We start from the raw sequence: 17,675 nt of genomic DNA on the forward strand, positions 1-17,675 counted from the left end.
TTGGGGACGATGGCATATTTCTTCTTGAGACTCGTGCCGCCTCGTTCCCACTTTCCGAACGACGCGACCGAGGAGGAAATGGCTGCGATGGAACGGCATGCCGAATATTGGCGCCAGAACGCAGAAGCGGGATCGGCAATTGCTGTCGGCCCCGTCTTCGAGGGCGAAGGTGCCTGGGGCATGGCTGTCGTCTCGGTCGAGGATCAGGAGGCCGCGAAAGCGCTCGCCGATGCCGATCCGATCATCCGCTCCGCTTTCGGTTTTCACTTCGAAATTTTGCCGATGCCCTCGATCATTCTCCGGCCGTCTGGCGCCGGAAACGAATAAATGAAAACAACCAAATCAGGATTTGAACAATGGCCACAGAAATCCGCGTTCCAACTCTCGGTGAATCCGTCAGCGAGGCAACCGTCGGCACCTGGTTTAAGAAGGTTGGCGACGCCATCAAGGCCGATGAGCCGATTCTTGAGCTTGAAACCGACAAGGTGACCATCGAAGTACCGGCACCCACCTCCGGCACGCTGTCCGAAATTGTCGCTCAGGCTGGTGAAACCGTTGGTCTCGGCGCGTTGCTTGGCCAGATCGCCGCGGGCGCTGCTGTCCCGGCTGCCGCTCCCGCAAAGGCCGCCGAGCCGGCCGTCGCGGCTCCGGCCGAGGCAGCGCCTGCCGCTCCGGCCGCTGCCGCTGCCGCATCGGTTGCTTCCGCCCCGGCCTCGGTTTCAACCATGCCGCCGGCGCCGGCTGCCGCCAAGATGCTGGCTGAAAGCAATCTCTCTGTCGATCAGGTCGAAGGCAGCGGCAAGCGCGGCCAGGTGCTGAAGGGCGATGTAATCGCTGCCGTCGCCAAGGGTCTTTCCGCTCGGGCAGCTGCGCCTGTGGCTCCCGCTGCAGCCCGTGGCCCGTCGACGGTGGAGGACGCCACCCGCGAGGAGCGCGTGAAGATGACGCGCCTGCGACAGACGATTGCCAAGCGTCTGAAGGATGCGCAGAACACCGCAGCCATGCTCACCACCTACAATGAGGTGGACATGAAGGCGGTCATGGACCTGCGTGCCAAGTATAAGGACGTCTTCGAGAAGAAACACGGCGTTAAGCTCGGCTTCATGGGCTTCTTCACCAAGGCCGTGACGCATGCGTTGAAGGAATTGCCGGCCGTCAACGCCGAGATCGACGGCACCGACATCATCTACAAGAACTACTGCCACATCGGCATGGCCGTCGGCACAGACAAAGGCCTGGTTGTTCCGATCATCCGCGATGCCGACCAAATGTCGATCGCCGAGATCGAGAAGGACCTTGGCCGTCTTGCCAAGGCTGCGCGCGACGGCACGCTCTCGATGGCCGACATGCAGGGCGGCACCTTCACGATCACCAATGGCGGCGTTTACGGCTCATTGATGTCCTCGCCGATCCTCAACGCACCGCAGTCGGGCATTCTCGGGATGCACAAGATCCAGGACCGTCCGGTCGTCGTCGGCGGTCAGATCGTCATCCGTCCGATGATGTATCTCGCCCTCTCCTACGATCACCGCATCGTCGACGGCAAGGAAGCCGTGACCTTCCTCGTCCGCGTCAAGGAAAGCCTGGAAGATCCGGAGCGCCTGGTTCTAGATCTCTAAGAGAATGATGGGGCCGCACGAGCGGCCCTGTTTTTCGCGGCAAGGAGTGCCTTATGGCGCGTGGAGTTCAGGCGGTGGACGGCAGTTCGCATCGCATCGTTAGGCTGAAACTGGCAGCTGCCTTGGCGGTGCCGTTCTTCCTGTGCGCGATGACGGGTGCTGCGCTGCCGGCCGATTGCAAGCAGTCGAATGCCGTCTATGCGGATCGCGATGATGCCTACGAACTCCGCTTTTCGCCGCTCGGTTCCGATGCTGCTGCTGCAAGCAACCAGTTCAAGATCAGCGTGGTGAAAACGTCGATCTCCCTGGACGGCTATGTAATGCCGTCGGAGGATCCGGATCGTGCGATCGGCATAATCATGTTCAATTGCCCTGGTGGGGATGTGACAGGTGCCGACCTCGACGCCTGCACGATCTGGCAGGGCCCGGTCTACAGCGTCAGTGCTGCGGGCGAACTGGACAACCTTCAAGCCGAGACGGCGCGCGCCGCGGATAGGATCGTGCTCCCTGGTTTTGGTCCGGCGATCCGCGAGTCCTCGATCTGGGGCGAAGGCAAGGCGACGGTTGCGCCCTGGGACGTCCTGACCTTCAAGGAATGCGCGAAATGAGCGATGCGCCTGTTCTGCTCGTGACCGGCGCAAGCCGTGGCATCGGTGCTGCCGTCTCAAGGCTTGCTGCTAGGCAAGGCTGGCGGGTTGCCGTGAATTACGCCTCGAACAAGGTCGCCGCGGATGCCGTCATTGAAGCGATCACGGCGGACGGTGGCGAGGCGATTGCCGTGAAAGGCGATGTCGGCAACGCCGCTGATATCGCTTTGATGTTCGAAATCGTTGATCACCATTTCGGCCGGCTTGATGGGCTGGTGAACAATGCCGGGATCATCGATATGGCTCAGCGCGTCGACGAAATGAGCGTCGATCGCATCGAGCGGATGATGCGCGTCAACGTCACCGGCTCCATTCTCTGCGCGGCGGAAGCCGTGCGCCGCATGTCGAGCAAGCACGGCGCCAAGGGCGGAGCGATCGTCAACATCTCGTCGATGGCGGCGATCATCGGATCGCCGTCGCAATATGTGGATTATGCCGCATCGAAGGCTGCGATCGATACCTTCACGATCGGGCTCGCCCGCGAAGTCGCCGCTGAAGGCATTCGGGTGAATGCGATCCGCCCGGGAATTATCGACACCGATATTCACGCCTCCGGCGGATTGCCGGACCGTGCGCGCGATATGGCGCCGAGCATTCCGATGCAGCGGTCGGGAACGGCGGAGGAGGTAGCCGATGCCGTGCTCTATCTTCTTTCTCCGGCAGCCTCTTATGTCACGGGTGCAGTCCTCAACGTCAGTGGCGGACGCTAGGCCGCAAAGGGCAAAACGATGCAGTATATTTTTGAATTCCTGGGCCTGATGGCCGTCTTCTCGATCTTCATTGTCGTTCCGGGTGCCGACTTTGCCGTGATCCTTCGCCAGAGCATCGTGCATGGCCGCCGCGCCGCAATGATGACCGGCCTCGGCATGGGTTTTTCGCTGCTCTTCCATATCAGCTACACGATCCTCGGCCTGGGCCTCGTCGTGTCGCAATCCCTGATGCTGTTTGCGATGATCAAGTGGGCGGGTGTGGCCTATCTGGTCTATCTCGGCATCAAATCCTTCCGCGAACCCGGCTTTAAGGTGAATGAGATCGATGTCACGGAGGCGGATCGCAGGCCGTCCTCGGCGATCAAGTGCCTCGGCACGGGTTTCATCACCAATGCCCTTAATCCGAAGCCGGTGCTCTTCTTCCTGTCGCTGTTTTCGACGCTGGTGCATCACGATACGCCGGCGCTGATCCAGTTCGGCTATGGCATTGGCATGGCATCCGCACTCGTTGCATGGTTTGCCGGCGTCTCGATCTTCTTCACGGTCAAGCCCATCCGCGACCGCTTCATTGCCAGTGGCAAATGGTTCAACCGCATCACCGGCGCCGCATTGGTTGGCTTCGGCTTCCGCCTCGCACTCACCCGCGCGGCCGACTAAACGATTAAAGCAAAGGGAAAAGAAATAATGTCCTATGATGTGATCATTATCGGAACCGGCCCCGGCGGCTATGTCGCCGCCATCAAGGCGGCCCAGCTTGGCCTCAAGGTTGCGGTCGTTGAAAAGCGCGCGACCTTCGGCGGCACCTGCCTCAACGTCGGCTGCATCCCCTCCAAGGCGCTGCTGCACGCTTCCGAAATGTTCCATCACGCCGGTCACGGCATGGAAGCGCTCGGTATCGAGGTGACGGCTCCGAAGCTCAATCTCGAAAAGATGCTGGCGCATAAGGATACGACGGTGAAGGCGAACGTCGACGGCGTCGCCTTCCTCTTCAAGAAAAACAAGATCGATGCCTTCCAGGGCACCGGCAAGATCGTTTCCGCCGGGAAAGTCTCCGTGATGGGCGACGATGGCAAGGCGCAGGAAATCGAAGGCAAGAACATCGTGATCGCCACTGGCTCCGATGTTGCCGGCATTCCGGGGGTCCAAGTTGAATTCGATGAAAAAGTGATCATCTCCTCGACCGGTGGTATTGCGCTGGAGAAGGTGCCGGAAACGATGATCGTCGTTGGTGGCGGCGTCATCGGCCTCGAACTTGGTTCGGTCTGGTCGCGCCTTGGCGCGAAGGTAACCGTCGTCGAATATCTCGACACGATCCTGGGCGGCATGGATGGCGATGTCGCCAAGCAGTTCCAGCGCATGCTCGCCAAGCAGGGCATCGACTTCAATCTCGGCGCCAAGGTTGTCGGCGTCGAGAAGGGCGGCAAGGGCGCGAAGGTGACCTTCGAGCCGGTCAAGGGAGGCGACAAGGTGACGCTTGACGCGGAAGTCGTTCTTATCGCCACTGGCCGCATGCCCTATACTGAGGGCCTTGGTCTTGAAGAAGCGGGCGTCAAGCTCGACAATCGCGGCCGCGTCGAGATCAACGGCCACTTCAGTACCAATGTCGCTGGCATTTATGCGATCGGCGATGTCGTGAAGGGTCCGATGCTGGCGCACAAGGCGGAAGACGAAGGCGTGGCGCTTGCCGAAATCCTTGCCGGCCAGGCCGGTCATGTGAATTACGATGTCATCCCGAGCGTCGTCTACACACAGCCGGAAGTCGCGTCCGTCGGCAAGACCGAGGAAGAGCTGAAGGTTGCAGGCATCGCCTATAAGGTTGGCAAGTTCCCGTTCACCGCAAATGGCCGCGCTCGCGCCATGCTCGCGACGGACGGCTTCGTGAAGATCCTGTCGGACAAGGCAACGGACCGCGTTCTCGGCGGCCATATCGTCGGCTTCGGTGCCGGCGAGATGATCCACGAGATTGCCGTCCTGATGGAATTCGGCGGTTCTGCCGAGGATCTCGGCCGCACCTGCCATGGGCATCCGACAATGTCCGAAGCCGTGAAGGAAGCGGCACTCGCTGCCTTCTTCAAGCCGATCCATATGTAAGCTTCGAAGATATCCGGGTCAAAAGCCGCAGTTCGAAAAGGCTGCGGCTTTTTCAATTCACGGTGCTAACGGTGAAACCCTGCTTGCGGAGCAGTTCGACCACGCCAGCCTCCCCAGGAAGATGAAGCGCGCCGACGGCCATGAAGACATTGCCGTTCGCGAGGATGGGGGCGGCGCGCTCGGCCATTATTTTGTTGCGGTCAAGGATGATGCGCTGCTCGAAGCTGGCGTAGTCGCTCTCCTCGTTCTTGCCGTCCGGCGAAACCGTCTTCAGCATTGGTATGGTCATGCCGATATCGCCGGAGAGATAGAGATCGGTCATCGTTTCCACGACGTCGTTCATCTTGGAGCCGAGCTCCAGGGTCTCGATCAGTGACTTCAGGTGAAATTCGACCGGAAGTTCGGCCATTGCCTGCAGTTGTTCAGCAAGCGTTTCAAGGCCGCGCACCTGCTTGCCTTGGGCGGCAGCGTCGGCTGCGATTTCCTGATCGAGGAACCGGATGCCCTTCGCCTTGCGAGAAATCTCGCAGGCGGGGAGCGCGACGGCGCTCGCAATCATCCAGGGTCGCATGCGTGAAACGGCGGCGAGCGGAATGCCGCGTTGCTTGAGGCCCGCGTCGAGACGGGCATAATCTTCAGGCGAGAGCAGTTTTTCGATCGTCGTGCCATCGGTGAACATGGTGAGGTCCGGCCGGGCAAGGAGCGCCGCTGCCGCCTTTTTCTCACTCAGGATCTCATCGGATTCGATGATAATCGTATCGACGCTATCGCGGGCTGCCTGGGCATGGGGCGGCAAGTCGAGCACGCGCGGATCGGTGACGTGCATGCTGCCAAGCAGCCACGAAGGCTTCAGACCAGGTTTTTCAATTCTCCAGAAAATGCCTTTGCCGTTCGGCACCGCATCCGCTTCCTTGACGACCTCTGCATAGCGGGCAGGGTTTTTTTGCTGCAACTCGGTCATCAGATTCTTGCCGGTGCAAGTATCGTCGGCAGCCTGAGCTGAAGACACCGAAAGGAGCGTAGCGAGAAGGGTAGCTGCAAGCAGCATATGCAAGGCCGCGATCAGCCAGAGCAGGATATTGCCCGGCCGCGCAATTCCGAAGGCGCGGTGGCCGATGGAAATCGTCATGATGGTGTTCCGCTCGCAGTCCATGTCAATCTCTGCTCTACGCCTTTCCGGCGCATATTCCTTTAAGAGAATGCGTTAACGAAAGATTACGCCCTTGGATGGGCACGATCGTAGACTTCGAGCAAACGCGCTGAGTCGACACCGGTATAGACCTGTGTCGTGGAAAGGCTCGCGTGACCAAGCAACTCCTGGATAGTCCTCAGATCACCGCCTCCGGCCAAAAGGTGCGTCGCAAACGAGTGCCGCAGCGCATGCGGCGTTGCCGTTTCCGGCAGTCCAAAGGCTCCGCGCATCCTCTGCATCGTGCGCTGGATAATCCCCGCCTGGAGCTTCCCGCCTCGTGCGCCGCGGAAGAGCGGCGCTGCGTTCTCCAGATGGTAAGGGCAGAGTGAACGGTATTTCTCAACCGCTTCAAGAACGACGGGCAACAGTGGAACCAGGCGGGTCTTGTTGCCCTTTCCGGTGATGCGCAATGTCGTAGCGCCCGCGTGCAAGTTATCCGCTGTCAGGTCGAGTGCCTCGGAGATGCGCAAACCGCAGCCATAAAGTAGCGTGAAGACGGCGGCATCGCGCGCAGCGATCCATGGTTGCTCGTGAAGCTGTGCCGCGTCGCTGGCGACAGTGATCGCCTGCTTGTCGGAGAGCGGTTTTGGCAGGGATTTCGGCTGTTTTGGCGAGCGAACCGCACCGGCGCCTGCAGCGTTCACGAGCCCTTTCTTTTCCAGATAGCGCAGCAGCGAGCGAAGACCGGCCAGATTACGGCCGAGCGACCGGGCTCCGGAGCCCTCCTTCCGGCGGGCGGCCAGGAAAGCGCGGAAATCGGCCGGGCGAAGAGACGCTATATCCTTCACCGTCGCCGGGCCACCGATATGGCCGGTCAGGAAGGTGAGGAACTGGCGGCTGTCGCGCTCGTAGGCGTCGAGCGTGTGTTCCGAAAGGCGCCGCTCGCGCTTGAGATTTTCAAGCCAGGCGCTGCGTTCGGCCATCAGGCGCGGGTCGGCGATAATCAGGAGTTCGTTCACGGCGCGGGCCTTGATTTTGTTTTTGCCTTTGCCAAGTTTGAAGGGGGACAGTTAGGGAATTGCTAATATCGGCCAAGCGCTTGTCATGCTTCCATCATAATAGGTTGCGATAGCTGTTCCGAACGAAACAGGACCTTGCATGGCACGGCGCCAATCCACGACGGCTTTCGGACAGCTCGCGGAAGCGATCACTCTGGTTTCCCACGGCAAGCCCGGACACATCGTAGATACTTTGATCGCCGAGCGCGGCAAGCGCATCGTCCGCCACCCGCTTTGGCCGGTAATGCGGCCCTTTCTCTATACGCTTCTGCGCTATAACAAGGCGCTTCAGTTCGCCAACGACGTGGCGAACATGCCGGGCTTTCAGTGCTTCGAGTATATGAGCAACCTGCTGGTGCTGGATATCGCGGTCAGATATGGCGAGCGTATCCCCGCTTCCGGCGGCTTCATCCTCGTCAGTAATCATCCGACCGGTATCGCAGATGGCGTCGCTGTCTTCGATCTTCTGAAGAGCCGCCGCCCGGACATGATGTTCTTTGCCAACCGGGACGCGGTGCGCGTCAATCCGCGATTTGCGGAAATGGTGATCCCTGTGGAATGGCGGGACGAATACAAGACGAAACTCAAGACTCGCGAGACGCTGCAGTTCACGAACCACGCCGTGAAAGAAAGAAAGGCGACCATACTGTTTCCCTCGGGCCGCATTGCCTACTGGGCGAACGGCCGGCTGAATGAAAGGCCGTGGAAAAATTCTGCCGTCGGCCTCGCCCGCAAATACAATCTGCCGATCCTGCCGGTGCATATGACCGCGCGCAATTCCGGTCTTTTCTACTGGTTTGCCAAGTGGTCGACGGAACTGCGCGATATGACGGTGTTTCATGAGCTTCTCAACAAGCGCGGCGACCGCTTTGATTTCATCATCGGCAATCTCGTTCCGGTAGAGCATCTGGACGGCGACATAAACGAAGTGACCAGGGCGCTTGAAAAACACACGGTGCATGATCTGCTTGCGGACAGCGATGCACGGTTCCTGCCGCTTGTGCAGCCGCCGGCGCCCGAGATAGTGGCGGCCCATTCATTTCGCTGACCGGATAGGTTAAAGCGAGGCATGCTGCTCCGTTCGATGTTCGCCCAGAACTACAGGTCACTGCGATCGATCCGCATGGATCTTTCGGGCATCAATCTTTTCATCGGCGAAAACGGCGCCGGGAAATCCAATCTCTATCGCGCGCTGCAATTGATCCAGGCTGCAACGCGTGGCCGTCTTGCGCATGAAATCGCGGCCGAAGGCGGGATGCTGTCCTCCCTATGGTCTGGCCCGAGACGGGAATCAGAAGGCCCGGTGCGCATCCGGCTGGAGGCCGAGCTGCTAGATCAGGAAAGAGCGATTACCTTCCGCTATCGGGTCGAGGCGGGAATGCGGCCCCCGAAGGCTGCCGCAGGCTTTCCTTTCGAGCCGCAGATCAAGGCGGAAGAGCTTTCGGTCGAAACCGGCACGCGTCCGGTCACAACGATGAAGCGCAATGGGCCGGCCATATCAGTCCGGGGGCCGAACGGCCGCATGCAGGATTATCCCGAACAGGCTCTGACCTCGGAAACAGCGATCGCTCTCCTGGGCGATGCCGGGCACTATCCGGAGGTGGGCACGCTCCGGCGCGCTATCGATGGATGGCGCTTCTTTCACGGGTTCAGGACCGATCGATCATCGCCGCTGCGCGCGCCATGCCTGGCCGTCACGGCACCGATGCTGGACGAGGACGGGGGCAATCTGGCGGCTGTCTTTGCAACGCTGGTGCATACGCGGGAAGATACCGTCGATCTCGACCGTGCGATCGCTGCTGCGCTTGGCGGCGCAGGACTGGTGGTACCGGAGCCGGGTGAGACGGCGGAATTCGGTCTTGCCTTGCCGGACTTTCCGCATCGGGTGTTTCGGCCGCGTGAACTTTCGGATGGCCAGATCCGCTTTCTCGGCTTGGCCGCAGCGTTGATGTCCTATCGCCTACCACCCTTGATTGCCTTGAACGAGCCGGAAGCAAGCCTCCATCCCGACATGCTCCCTCCGCTTGCCGATATGATTGCGGAAGCGTCGCGTAGCAGCCAAGTCTGGGTCGTCACCCACTCAGAGCTTCTTGCCGCCGCTGTCGGGGAGCGATGCGGCGTGCGGGCACGCCGGGTCGTGCGGCAGGACGGCGCCACATGGATCGAGGGGATGCGGTTGACCGGCATCATCGACGAGGAAGAGTAGCTTATGTTCTCGCAGGTTTTCTTTTTGCCTCGTAGCGGGCATGGTCACGCCTGATGAGCACAGATTCGTCCGATCTCTTTGGCGCGTTATTCGAAGCACCGGCCGCGAACCGCACGGTTCCGGTTCTCGTGCCCATGCCCGCGCCGAAACCCTATTCCTATTCGGTTCCGGACGGCATCGCGGTCGAGCCGGGTTCGGTTGTACAGGTGCCGCTTGGGCCACGGCAGGTGATCGGCGTTGTCTGGGACGGCGGCGAAGATGGCATCGATCCGAAGAAGCTCCGGCCGATCACGCATGTCTTCGATTGCCCGCCGCTTTCCAAGGAATTGCGGGATTTCATCGACTGGGTATCTGCCTATACGCTATCCCCGCCCGGTCTTGTTGCCCGCATGGCGCTTCGTGCGCCGAATGCCTTCGAACCGGAGCCGATGGTGGAAGGATTGCGCTTCGTCGGCGGCGCGCCGGAACGGATGACGCCTGCGCGTGCCCGGGTGCTCGATACGGCATCGGACGGTATCTCGTGGACACGGACCGGACTTGCGCACGCCGCCGGCGTTTCCACGAGCGTCGTCGACGGCCTCATCAGCCAAGGGCTCTTCGAGACGATTTTCCTGCCACCGCCTCCGGTCGTGGCAAAACCCGATCCAGACTTTGCGTCTTCGCGGCTGCAGGGGCCGCAGAAGGATGCAGCCGAAGAGATTTTGACCGAAGTCAGAAAACGTGAGTTTGCCGTCTCGCTGATCGATGGCGTGACGGGGTCCGGCAAGACCGAGGTCTATTTCGAGGCGATTGCCGAGACGCTTCGCCGCGGCAAACAAGTGCTGATCCTCCTGCCGGAAATCGCACTCACCGCAAGTTTCCTCGAGCGCTTCCAGGACCGGTTCGGCGCAAAGCCGGCCGAATGGCATTCCGATCTTGCGCCGCGCATGCGCGAGAAAGTCTGGCGGCAGGCGGTGACCGGCGAGGTTCGCGTGGTTGCCGGCGCTCGGTCGGCATTGTTTCTGCCGTTCGAAGATCTCGGGCTCATCGTCGTCGATGAGGAGCATGATCCGGCCTACAAACAGGAAGACCGTGTCTATTACAATGCCCGCGACATGGCGGTCGTCCGTGGACGTATCGGCGATTTCCCGGTCGTTCTCGTGTCGGCGACGCCTTCTGTCGAAAGCCAGGTGAACGGCCAGAACGGGCGCTACAGCACCATCCATCTGCCGACGCGCTTCGGCAACGCGGCGCTGCCCGATTTGCATCTCGTCGATATGCGGCGGCATGCGCCGGAGAAGGGGGGCTTTCTCTCGCCGGTCTTGATCCGCGCGATCGGCAAGGCGGTCGAAAAGGGCGAGCAGGCGCTGCTCTTCCTCAATCGCCGCGGCTACGCGCCGTTGACACTCTGCCGTATCTGCGGCCACCGCTTCCAGTGCCCGCAATGCTCGAGCTGGCTTGTCGAGCATCGATTCCGCAAGCAGCTCCAGTGCCATCAATGCGGCCATGCGGAGCGGACGCCGGAGGCCTGTCCGGAATGCGGAACGCTTGACCATCTCGTTGCCTGCGGCCCGGGGGTCGAGCGCATTGCCGAAGAAGTGGAGCGCCATTTCCCCGACGCGCGGACGATTGTGCTGTCTTCCGACATCATGGGCGGCGTCAAACGCCTGCGGCTGGAGCTTGAGGCGATTGCCAAGGGCGAAGCAGATATCGTCATCGGCACGCAGCTTGTCGCCAAGGGGCATAACTTTCCGTTGATGACACTCGTCGGCATCGTCGATGCGGATCTCGGTCTCGCCAACGGCGATCCGCGTGCGGCGGAAAGGACGTTCCAGCTTCTTTCGCAGGTGACGGGCCGGGCGGGGCGAACGGGTCTGAAAAGTCACGGCCTCTTGCAGACATATCAGCCGCAGCATCCCGTCATGCAGGCGATCGTTTCAGGCGACGCGAGCGCGTTCTATGAGCGGGAAATCGTCGAGCGCGAGCGGGCAATTCTGCCGCCATTCGGGCGCCTTGCGTCGATCATCGTTTCGGCCGAAACGCGGCACGACGCGGAAAACCACGCCCGCAGCATGCGGAATGCGGCGCCTCAGGTATCCGGCATCTCCATCCTTGGCCCGGCCGAAGCACCGCTGGCGCTCGTTCGCGGCCGCTACCGTTTCCGGCTGCTCGTGCACGGACGGCGGAATACCGACATGCAGGCATTTCTGCGAACGATGCTCGCGCAGGCGCCGAAAGAGCGCGGCTCAGTGCACGTGCAGCTCGATGTCGATCCGCAAAGCTTCCTGTAGATCGGCGATGGACCGCCGTTTTCCATCCGGCGCAATCATGTCATAAGGTCAAGTATTCGCGGCATGATTTGGAGTTGATCCATGGAGTTCTATTTTCCGGAGACGTTTGGCGAACAGCTCGCCTTTTGCACGGCGGCGTTCACGGCTCTTGCGGGTCTCGTCATCATGTTCGCGCCCGGATATGCGATGCAGCTTTTCGGCCTTCAACCACGCGCAGAGCGCCGCGACGGTTACGCAGAGCAGCGCTCCGTCGGTGGTTTCTATCTCGGCTTCGGACTGGCGGCGGTCATGCTGGCGCAGGATTTCATCTACATGGCGCTCGGCGCGGCTTTTGCGATGGCAGCTTTCGCCCGGGTCGTTTCTCTTCTTTCTGATAAGGGGAGCACAATTCTCAACTATTTACTTCTGGTTGTGCAGACCGCTCTAGCGGCACTCCCGCTCGCCTATTCCCTGGGCTTCTTCGCAACCTAGATTACAGGGCCGCGAGCCGCTTGCTCGCCGGCCTTTGCGCCATTTCACGATTTTGCAGATAGAAAAGCATTCGAAAGGCATATTCGGGCACTACGCGTGTTGCGAGTCCCGACATCCTATGTTAGACGGACCCCGAATTTCGGAAGAAGCAAGAGGCTTCTCTTGCGATTTCTGGGGGAAATCATAACGAATTCAAGAATATAGGTCAGGCGCCCGCCAGCGGCCGGATTCTTGGGTTGAAATCAGGGAAATTTGTGCCCGTGGCAGACACGTCCCAGCTTACTTCTGGTGTTGCAGAACGATATGCGTCCTCGCTGTTCGAACTGGCGCTTGAAGAGGGCGCCGTTGAGAGCGTCACTGCAGATCTCGACCGGTTCCAGGCGATGCTGGATGAGAGCGACGACCTGAAGCGCTTCGTCGCGAGCCCGGTATTCTCCGCCGACGATCAGCTCAAGGCGATCGTTGCAATCAGCGAGAAGGCCGGCATCGGCGGCTTCGTTGGTAATTTCCTGAAGGTTGTGGCGCGTAACCGCCGCCTCTTTGCCCTCCCGGGCATGATCAAGGCCTTCCGCATCATTGCTGCTCGCCAGCGTGGCGAAATTTCTGCCGAGGTTACCTCGGCCCATGCGCTGAGCACAGCGCAGGAAACCGAATTGAAGGCGGCGCTGAAGGGCGTCACCGGCAAAGACGTGGCGATTGCCGTCACGGTCGATCCGTCAATTCTTGGTGGTCTGATCGTGAAGGTCGGGTCCCGTCAGATTGATACGTCGCTTCGTACCAAACTTTCTACCCTCAAGCTTGCATTGAAAGAGGTTGGCTGATGGATATCCGCGCCGCGGAAATTTCCGCAATTCTCAAAGATCAAATTAAAAATTTCGGCAAAGAGGCGGAAGTCTCGGAAGTCGGCCAGGTGCTTTCTGTCGGTGACGGTATTGCTCGCGTTTACGGTCTGGACAACGTTCAGGCGGGTGAAATGGTCGAGTTCCCCGGTGGCATCCGCGGGATGGCGCTGAACCTCGAGTCCGATAACGTCGGTGTCGTTATCTTCGGATCCGACCGCGACATCAAGGAAGGCGACACCGTCAAGCGAACCGGCGCTATCGTTGACGTTCCGGTTGGTCCGGAACTGCTCGGCCGCGTCGTCGACGCTCTCGGCAATCCGATTGACGGTAAGGGCCCGATCAACGCGACGCGCCGTTCGCGTGTCGATATCAAGGCGCCGGGCATCATTCCGCGTAAGTCGGTTCACGAGCCGATGTCGACCGGCCTCAAGGCTATCGATGCTCTCATCCCCGTCGGCCGCGGCCAGCGCGAGCTTGTCATCGGCGACCGCCAGACCGGCAAGACCGCGATCCTTCTCGACACGATCCTGAACCAGAAGGCCATTCACGACTCCGGTCCGGAAGCTGAAAAGCTTTTTTGCGTCTACGTCGCCGTTGGCCAGAAACGCTCCACGGTTGCGCAGTTCGTCAAGGTTCTCGAAGAACGTGGCGCCCTGAAGTATTCGATCATTGTCGCCGCGACGGCTTCTGATCCCGCTCCGATGCAGTTCCTGGCTCCATTTGCCGGCTGCGCCATGGGCGAATATTTCCGCGACAACGGCCAGCATGCGCTGATCGGTTACGACGACCTCTCCAAACAGGCCGTTTCCTACCGCCAGATGTCGCTGCTGCTGCGCCGCCCGCCGGGCCGCGAAGCCTACCCGGGCGACGTCTTTTACCTGCACTCGCGTCTCCTCGAGCGCGCTGCAAAGATGAGCGACGCAATGGGCGCCGGTTCGCTGACGGCCCTGCCGGTCATCGAAACGCAGGGCAACGACGTTTCGGCTTTCATTCCGACCAACGTGATCTCGATCACCGACGGTCAGATCTTCCTCGAAACCGATCTGTTCTATCAGGGTATCCGTCCGGCCGTTAACGTCGGTCTGTCGGTTTCCCGCGTCGGTTCCGCCGCGCAGATCAAGGCGATGAAGCAGGTTGCCGGCTCGATCAAGGGTGAGCTTGCCCAGTATCGCGAAATGGCAGCCTTTGCCCAATTCGGTTCGGACCTTGACGCCGCGACGCAGCGCCTGCTGAACCGTGGTGCCCGTCTGACCGAACTCCTGAAGCAGCCGCAGTTCTCGCCGCTGAAGGTGGAAGAGCAGGTCGCGGTCATCTTCGCGGGCGTCAATGGTTATCTGGACAAGATCGCCGTCGCTCAGATCGGCAAGTTCGAGCAGGCACTGCTTTCGTACCTGCGCTCGGAAGGCTCAGCCATCCTCGACACGATCCGCACGGAGAAGGCAATCAGCGACGATACCAAGGGCAAGCTGGTGGCTGCTCTCGATACCTTCGCGAAGTCTTTCGCCTGATCGCACCCATTTAGGACGGAAAACGGATGCCTTCACTTAAGGATCTGAAAAACCGGATCGCCTCCGTCAAGGCGACGCAGAAGATAACCAAGGCGATGAAGATGGTCGCCGCGGCGAAGCTTCGGCGTGCGCAGGAGGCGGCCGAGGCCGCCCGGCCTTACTCGGAGCGCATGGCGACTGTTCTTTCGAACATCTCCAAGGCGATGACTGATGCCGACAGCGCACCAGTGCTCATGACGGGTACGGGCAAGGATCAGGTTCACCTGCTCGTTGTCTGCACTGCCGAGCGCGGCCTCTGCGGCGGCTTCAATTCGCAGATCGCGCGCTTTGCCCGAGATCATGCCCGCAAGCTCATCTCCGAGGGCAAGACCGTCAAGATCTTCACCGTCGGCAAGAAGGGCTATGACGTTCTTCGCCGCGAATTTGCTTCGCTCATCGTCGAGCGCAAGGAACTTCGCGACGTCAAGCGCATCGGCTTCGAGAATGCCGACCAGGTCGGCAGACGCGTCATCGAGATGTTCGAAGCCGGGGAATTCGACGTTTGCACGCTGTTCTACTCGGAATTCAAATCGGTCATCTCGCAGGTGCCGACGGCTCAGCAGCTTATCCCGGCTTCGGCTCCTGACGCTGTTGTTGAAGACGCCGAGCATTCGGGTGCCGTTTATGAATACGAGCCGGATCCGGCATCGATCCTGAACGACCTGATCCCGCGCAACATCTCGGTCCAGGTTTTCCGCGCGCTGCTTGAAAATGTCGCCGGCGAAATGGGCGCGAAGATGAGCGCGATGGACAGTGCGACGCGCAACGCTGGTGAGATGATCAATAAGCTGACGCTCAGCTATAACCGCCAGCGTCAGGCTCAGATCACCAAGGAACTCATTGAAATCATTTCGGGCGCGGAAGCGCTCTGAGGTTAGAGAAAGAGGGTATGAAAATGGCTAGGGCAGCTACCCCGAAGGCGGCAGCGAAGACCGCCGCTAAGAAGACCGCCACAGGCTCTGTCGGCAGGGTCACACAGGTTATCGGCGCCGTCGTCGACGTTGCTTTTTTCGAAGGCGAACTGCCGGCGATTTTGAACGCGCTCGAAACCACCAACATGGGCAACCGTCTGGTTCTGGAAGTTGCACAGCACCTCGGCGAAAACGAAGTCCGCACGATCGCCATGGATTCGTCCGAAGGTCTGGTGCGCGGCCAGGAAGTCGTCGACACCGGCGCTCCAATTTCGGTCCCGGTCGGCCCGGAGACGCTCGGCCGCATCATGAACGTCATCGGCGAGCCGGTTGATGAAGCCGGTCCGCTGGTCACCGCTTCCAGGCGCGCGATCCATCAGGACGCACCGTCTTACGTCGAGCAGTCGACGGAAGCACAGATTCTCGTCACCGGCATCAAGGTCGTCGACCTTCTGGCTCCGTACGCCAAGGGCGGCAAGATCGGCCTCTTCGGCGGTGCCGGCGTCGGCAAGACGGTTCTCATCATGGAACTGATCAACAACGTCGCCAAGGCGCACGGTGGTTACTCGGTGTTTGCAGGCGTCGGTGAACGCACCCGCGAAGGCAACGACCTCTATCACGAAATGATCGAATCGGGCGTCAACAAGCATGGCGGCGGCGAAGGCTCGAAGGCCGCCCTCGTCTACGGCCAGATGAACGAACCGCCGGGTGCTCGCGCTCGCGTCGCTCTGACCGGTCTGACGGTTGCTGAGAACTTCCGCGACCAGGGCCAGGACGTTCTGTTCTTCGTCGACAATATCTTCCGCTTCACGCAGGCGGGGTCGGAAGTGTCGGCTCTGCTCGGCCGCATTCCTTCGGCTGTGGGTTACCAGCCGACGCTCGCAACCGACATGGGCCAGATGCAGGAACGCATCACGACGACGACGACCGGCTCGATCACCTCGGTTCAGGCTATCTACGTTCCGGCCGACGACTTGACCGACCCGGCTCCGGCAACCTCGTTCGCACACCTTGACGCAACGACCGTTCTGTCGCGCTCGATCGCTGAAAAGGGCATCTATCCGGCCGTTGACCCGCTCGACTCTACGTCGCGCATGCTCGACCCGATGGTCGTCGGCGAAGAACACTACGAAGTTGCCCGTAAGGTTCAGTCGACGCTGCAGCGCTACAAGGCCCTGCAGGACATCATCGCGATCCTTGGCATGGACGAACTGTCCGAAGAGGACAAGCTCGCCGTCGCCCGCGCCCGCAAGATCGAGCGCTTCCTGTCGCAGCCGTTCTTCGTTGCCGAAGTCTTCACCGGTTCGCCGGGCAAGCTGGTTGCTCTCGAAGACACGATCAAGGGCTTCAAGGGTCTCGTCAACGGCGAATACGACCACCTGCCGGAAGCTGCCTTCTACATGGTCGGCTCGATGGAAGAAGCCATCGAGAAGGCTAAGAAGCTCTCCGCAGCTGCTTGATGAACGAAGCTGATGACGAGATTTTCTGCTGCGACTCCCTGAGGGAAGTCGTGGCAGGACTTCCCGCCCCGGCGGCGCCGACCGTCTACAAAGCGGATAACGGCGCACTGATGATGGTGGTAGGGTTGGTCCAGACCGAAGAAGGTCTCGGATATCTCGATCAGGCGATACTGCACTGCCCGTTCTGCGGGACCAAACTGCAAGATGCAAAAGCCATAGCCGAGAAGGTAAGTCACTGATGGCTGACAATTTCAATTTTGAACTCGTATCTCCGGAGCGTCTGCTCCTGTCGGAGATGGTGACGGAAGTTGTCATTCCGGCAACCGAGGGCGAGATGACCGTCATGGCGAACCACGCCCCGGCGATGACGACCATCAAGCCGGGTATCGTCAGCGTCCGCTCCAGCGGCGGCGCCAAGCAGGACTATGTCGTTTTCGGCGGTTTCGCCGACATCCTGCCGACCGGCTGCACGCTGCTTGCAGAATCTGCCGTCGCGGTCGAAGATCTTACCAAAGATGAGCTGACCCGTCGGATTGAGGCTGCGAAGAAGGAGCTCGAGGATGCCCTGCATCACGAGCATAAGTCCAGGCTCGAGCATTTCATCATGGAACTGACGCATCTGCGCGGCATCGTCCAGCAGGATTGATCGGGATTGCAGGGAAATGACCTAAAGCGGCCTTAGCGGGCCGCTTTTTTTGTCGCGGCTGGGGT

General features: G+C 60.5%; 18 protein-coding genes. 16 read left to right on the forward strand and 2 right to left on the reverse strand.

Annotated elements, in window-relative coordinates:
* Nucleotides 1–9 precede the first annotated feature (9 nt).
* From BN1800_RS18265 to lpdA, 6 genes are read left to right on the forward strand one after another with little or no spacing between them, the layout of a single operon-like run.
* Nucleotides 10–327 carry a YciI family protein gene (locus BN1800_RS18265; RefSeq protein ID WP_027511708.1) on the forward strand — a complete coding sequence of 106 codons (318 nt, stop codon included), beginning with the start codon at nucleotides 10–12 and terminating at the stop codon, nucleotides 325–327.
* Nucleotides 328–356: 29 nt separating this feature from the next.
* A complete protein-coding gene (gene odhB, locus BN1800_RS18270) occupies nucleotides 357–1,619 on the forward strand; it encodes a 2-oxoglutarate dehydrogenase complex dihydrolipoyllysine-residue succinyltransferase (RefSeq protein ID WP_086999942.1) in 1,263 nt (420 codons plus the stop codon).
* Nucleotides 1,620–1,672: 53 nt separating this feature from the next.
* Nucleotides 1,673–2,227 carry a hypothetical protein gene (locus tag BN1800_RS18275; RefSeq protein WP_425299038.1) on the forward strand — a complete coding sequence of 185 codons (555 nt, stop codon included), beginning with the start codon at nucleotides 1,673–1,675 and terminating at the stop codon, nucleotides 2,225–2,227.
* Nucleotides 2,224–2,976 carry an SDR family oxidoreductase gene (locus BN1800_RS18280; protein WP_086999986.1) on the forward strand — a complete coding sequence of 251 codons (753 nt, stop codon included), beginning with the start codon at nucleotides 2,224–2,226 and terminating at the stop codon, nucleotides 2,974–2,976. Before BN1800_RS18275 ends, BN1800_RS18280 begins: the two co-directional genes overlap by 4 nt.
* 18 nt (nucleotides 2,977–2,994) lie before the next feature.
* A complete protein-coding gene (locus BN1800_RS18285; RefSeq protein WP_086999945.1) occupies nucleotides 2,995–3,633 on the forward strand; it encodes a LysE family translocator in 639 nt (212 codons plus the stop codon).
* Between the two features lie 27 nt (nucleotides 3,634–3,660).
* Complete coding sequence (lpdA, locus tag BN1800_RS18290; RefSeq protein ID WP_027511703.1) at nucleotides 3,661–5,067, forward strand: dihydrolipoyl dehydrogenase; 1,407 nt, start codon at nucleotides 3,661–3,663, stop codon at nucleotides 5,065–5,067.
* 52 nt (nucleotides 5,068–5,119) lie between these two features.
* Here lpdA and BN1800_RS18295 read toward each other — a convergent pair whose 3' ends face one another.
* A complete protein-coding gene (locus tag BN1800_RS18295; RefSeq protein ID WP_086999990.1) occupies nucleotides 5,120–6,196 on the reverse strand; it encodes a TraB/GumN family protein in 1,077 nt (358 codons plus the stop codon).
* Nucleotides 6,197–6,282: 86 nt separating this feature from the next.
* Nucleotides 6,283–7,218 (reverse strand): tyrosine recombinase XerC, encoded by a 936-nt coding sequence (locus BN1800_RS18300; RefSeq protein ID WP_086999947.1) that lies wholly within the window; start codon nucleotides 7,216–7,218, stop codon nucleotides 6,283–6,285.
* Between the two features lie 139 nt (nucleotides 7,219–7,357).
* Here BN1800_RS18300 and BN1800_RS18305 point away from each other — a divergent pair, with 139 nt between their 5' ends.
* The 10 genes from BN1800_RS18305 to BN1800_RS18350 all read left to right on the forward strand — a co-directional run bounded on the left by BN1800_RS18305 (nucleotide 7,358) and on the right by BN1800_RS18350 (nucleotide 17,610).
* Nucleotides 7,358–8,305: a GNAT family N-acetyltransferase gene (locus tag BN1800_RS18305; RefSeq protein ID WP_086999949.1), complete on the forward strand. Its 948-nt coding sequence runs from the start codon at nucleotides 7,358–7,360 to the stop codon at nucleotides 8,303–8,305.
* Between the two features lie 21 nt (nucleotides 8,306–8,326).
* The gene (locus tag BN1800_RS18310) at nucleotides 8,327–9,463 is read left to right on the forward strand and encodes an AAA family ATPase (protein WP_027511699.1); all 1,137 of its coding nucleotides are present in this window, start codon (nucleotides 8,327–8,329) and stop codon (nucleotides 9,461–9,463) included.
* A 53-nt stretch (nucleotides 9,464–9,516) separates the two neighbouring features.
* Nucleotides 9,517–11,733: a primosomal protein N' gene (locus BN1800_RS18315; RefSeq protein ID WP_086999951.1), complete on the forward strand. Its 2,217-nt coding sequence runs from the start codon at nucleotides 9,517–9,519 to the stop codon at nucleotides 11,731–11,733.
* Nucleotides 11,734–11,814: 81 nt separating this feature from the next.
* Nucleotides 11,815–12,204, forward strand: coding sequence for an AGROH133_08824 family phage infection protein (locus BN1800_RS18320; protein WP_086999954.1), 390 nt, complete (start codon nucleotides 11,815–11,817; stop codon nucleotides 12,202–12,204).
* A gap of 254 nt (nucleotides 12,205–12,458) precedes the next feature.
* Nucleotides 12,459–13,025 (forward strand): F0F1 ATP synthase subunit delta, encoded by a 567-nt coding sequence (locus BN1800_RS18325; protein ID WP_086999956.1) that lies wholly within the window; start codon nucleotides 12,459–12,461, stop codon nucleotides 13,023–13,025.
* A complete protein-coding gene (atpA, locus tag BN1800_RS18330) occupies nucleotides 13,025–14,554 on the forward strand; it encodes a F0F1 ATP synthase subunit alpha (protein ID WP_086999958.1) in 1,530 nt (509 codons plus the stop codon). The genes BN1800_RS18325 and atpA overlap by 1 nt, the downstream gene beginning before the upstream one ends.
* A 26-nt stretch (nucleotides 14,555–14,580) precedes the next feature.
* Nucleotides 14,581–15,465: a F0F1 ATP synthase subunit gamma gene (locus tag BN1800_RS18335; RefSeq protein ID WP_086999959.1), complete on the forward strand. Its 885-nt coding sequence runs from the start codon at nucleotides 14,581–14,583 to the stop codon at nucleotides 15,463–15,465.
* Between the two features lie 23 nt (nucleotides 15,466–15,488).
* The gene (gene atpD, locus BN1800_RS18340; RefSeq protein WP_086999992.1) at nucleotides 15,489–16,964 is read left to right on the forward strand and encodes a F0F1 ATP synthase subunit beta; all 1,476 of its coding nucleotides are present in this window, start codon (nucleotides 15,489–15,491) and stop codon (nucleotides 16,962–16,964) included.
* On the forward strand, nucleotides 16,964–17,203 hold the full coding sequence (locus BN1800_RS18345; protein ID WP_086999961.1) for a hypothetical protein: 240 nt from the start codon (nucleotides 16,964–16,966) through the stop codon (nucleotides 17,201–17,203). Before atpD ends, BN1800_RS18345 begins: the two co-directional genes overlap by 1 nt.
* Nucleotides 17,203–17,610, forward strand: coding sequence for a F0F1 ATP synthase subunit epsilon (locus BN1800_RS18350; protein WP_086999963.1), 408 nt, complete (start codon nucleotides 17,203–17,205; stop codon nucleotides 17,608–17,610). Before BN1800_RS18345 ends, BN1800_RS18350 begins: the two co-directional genes overlap by 1 nt.
* Nucleotides 17,611–17,675 lie beyond the last annotated feature (65 nt).

Origin of the sequence: Rhizobium sullae (genome assembly GCF_900169785.1) — a bacterium.
Taxonomy (GTDB): domain Bacteria; phylum Pseudomonadota; class Alphaproteobacteria; order Rhizobiales; family Rhizobiaceae; genus Rhizobium; species Rhizobium sullae.

Excerpts from the sequence above, each read along its gene's own strand:
- BN1800_RS18295 (WP_086999990.1), bottom strand. The coding sequence starts at position 6,196 with ATGACGATTTCCATCGGCCACCGCGCCTTCGGAATTGCGCGGCCGGGC.
- BN1800_RS18280 (WP_086999986.1), top strand. The coding sequence starts at position 2,224 with ATGAGCGATGCGCCTGTTCTGCTCGTGACCGGCGCAAGCCGTGGCATC.
- BN1800_RS18315 (WP_086999951.1), top strand. The coding sequence starts at position 9,517 with ATGAGCACAGATTCGTCCGATCTCTTTGGCGCGTTATTCGAAGCACCG.
- atpD (WP_086999992.1), top strand. The coding sequence starts at position 15,489 with ATGGCTAGGGCAGCTACCCCGAAGGCGGCAGCGAAGACCGCCGCTAAG.
- BN1800_RS18345 (WP_086999961.1), top strand. The coding sequence starts at position 16,964 with ATGAACGAAGCTGATGACGAGATTTTCTGCTGCGACTCCCTGAGGGAA.
- BN1800_RS18265 (WP_027511708.1), top strand. The coding sequence starts at position 10 with ATGGCATATTTCTTCTTGAGACTCGTGCCGCCTCGTTCCCACTTTCCG.
- atpA (WP_086999958.1), top strand. The coding sequence starts at position 13,025 with ATGGATATCCGCGCCGCGGAAATTTCCGCAATTCTCAAAGATCAAATT.
- BN1800_RS18335 (WP_086999959.1), top strand. The coding sequence starts at position 14,581 with ATGCCTTCACTTAAGGATCTGAAAAACCGGATCGCCTCCGTCAAGGCG.
- BN1800_RS18320 (WP_086999954.1), top strand. The coding sequence starts at position 11,815 with ATGGAGTTCTATTTTCCGGAGACGTTTGGCGAACAGCTCGCCTTTTGC.
- BN1800_RS18350 (WP_086999963.1), top strand. The coding sequence starts at position 17,203 with ATGGCTGACAATTTCAATTTTGAACTCGTATCTCCGGAGCGTCTGCTC.
- BN1800_RS18310 (WP_027511699.1), top strand. The coding sequence starts at position 8,327 with ATGCTGCTCCGTTCGATGTTCGCCCAGAACTACAGGTCACTGCGATCG.
- odhB (WP_086999942.1), top strand. The coding sequence starts at position 357 with ATGGCCACAGAAATCCGCGTTCCAACTCTCGGTGAATCCGTCAGCGAG.
- BN1800_RS18305 (WP_086999949.1), top strand. The coding sequence starts at position 7,358 with ATGGCACGGCGCCAATCCACGACGGCTTTCGGACAGCTCGCGGAAGCG.
- BN1800_RS18285 (WP_086999945.1), top strand. The coding sequence starts at position 2,995 with ATGCAGTATATTTTTGAATTCCTGGGCCTGATGGCCGTCTTCTCGATC.
- lpdA (WP_027511703.1), top strand. The coding sequence starts at position 3,661 with ATGTCCTATGATGTGATCATTATCGGAACCGGCCCCGGCGGCTATGTC.
- BN1800_RS18275 (WP_425299038.1), top strand. The coding sequence starts at position 1,673 with ATGGCGCGTGGAGTTCAGGCGGTGGACGGCAGTTCGCATCGCATCGTT.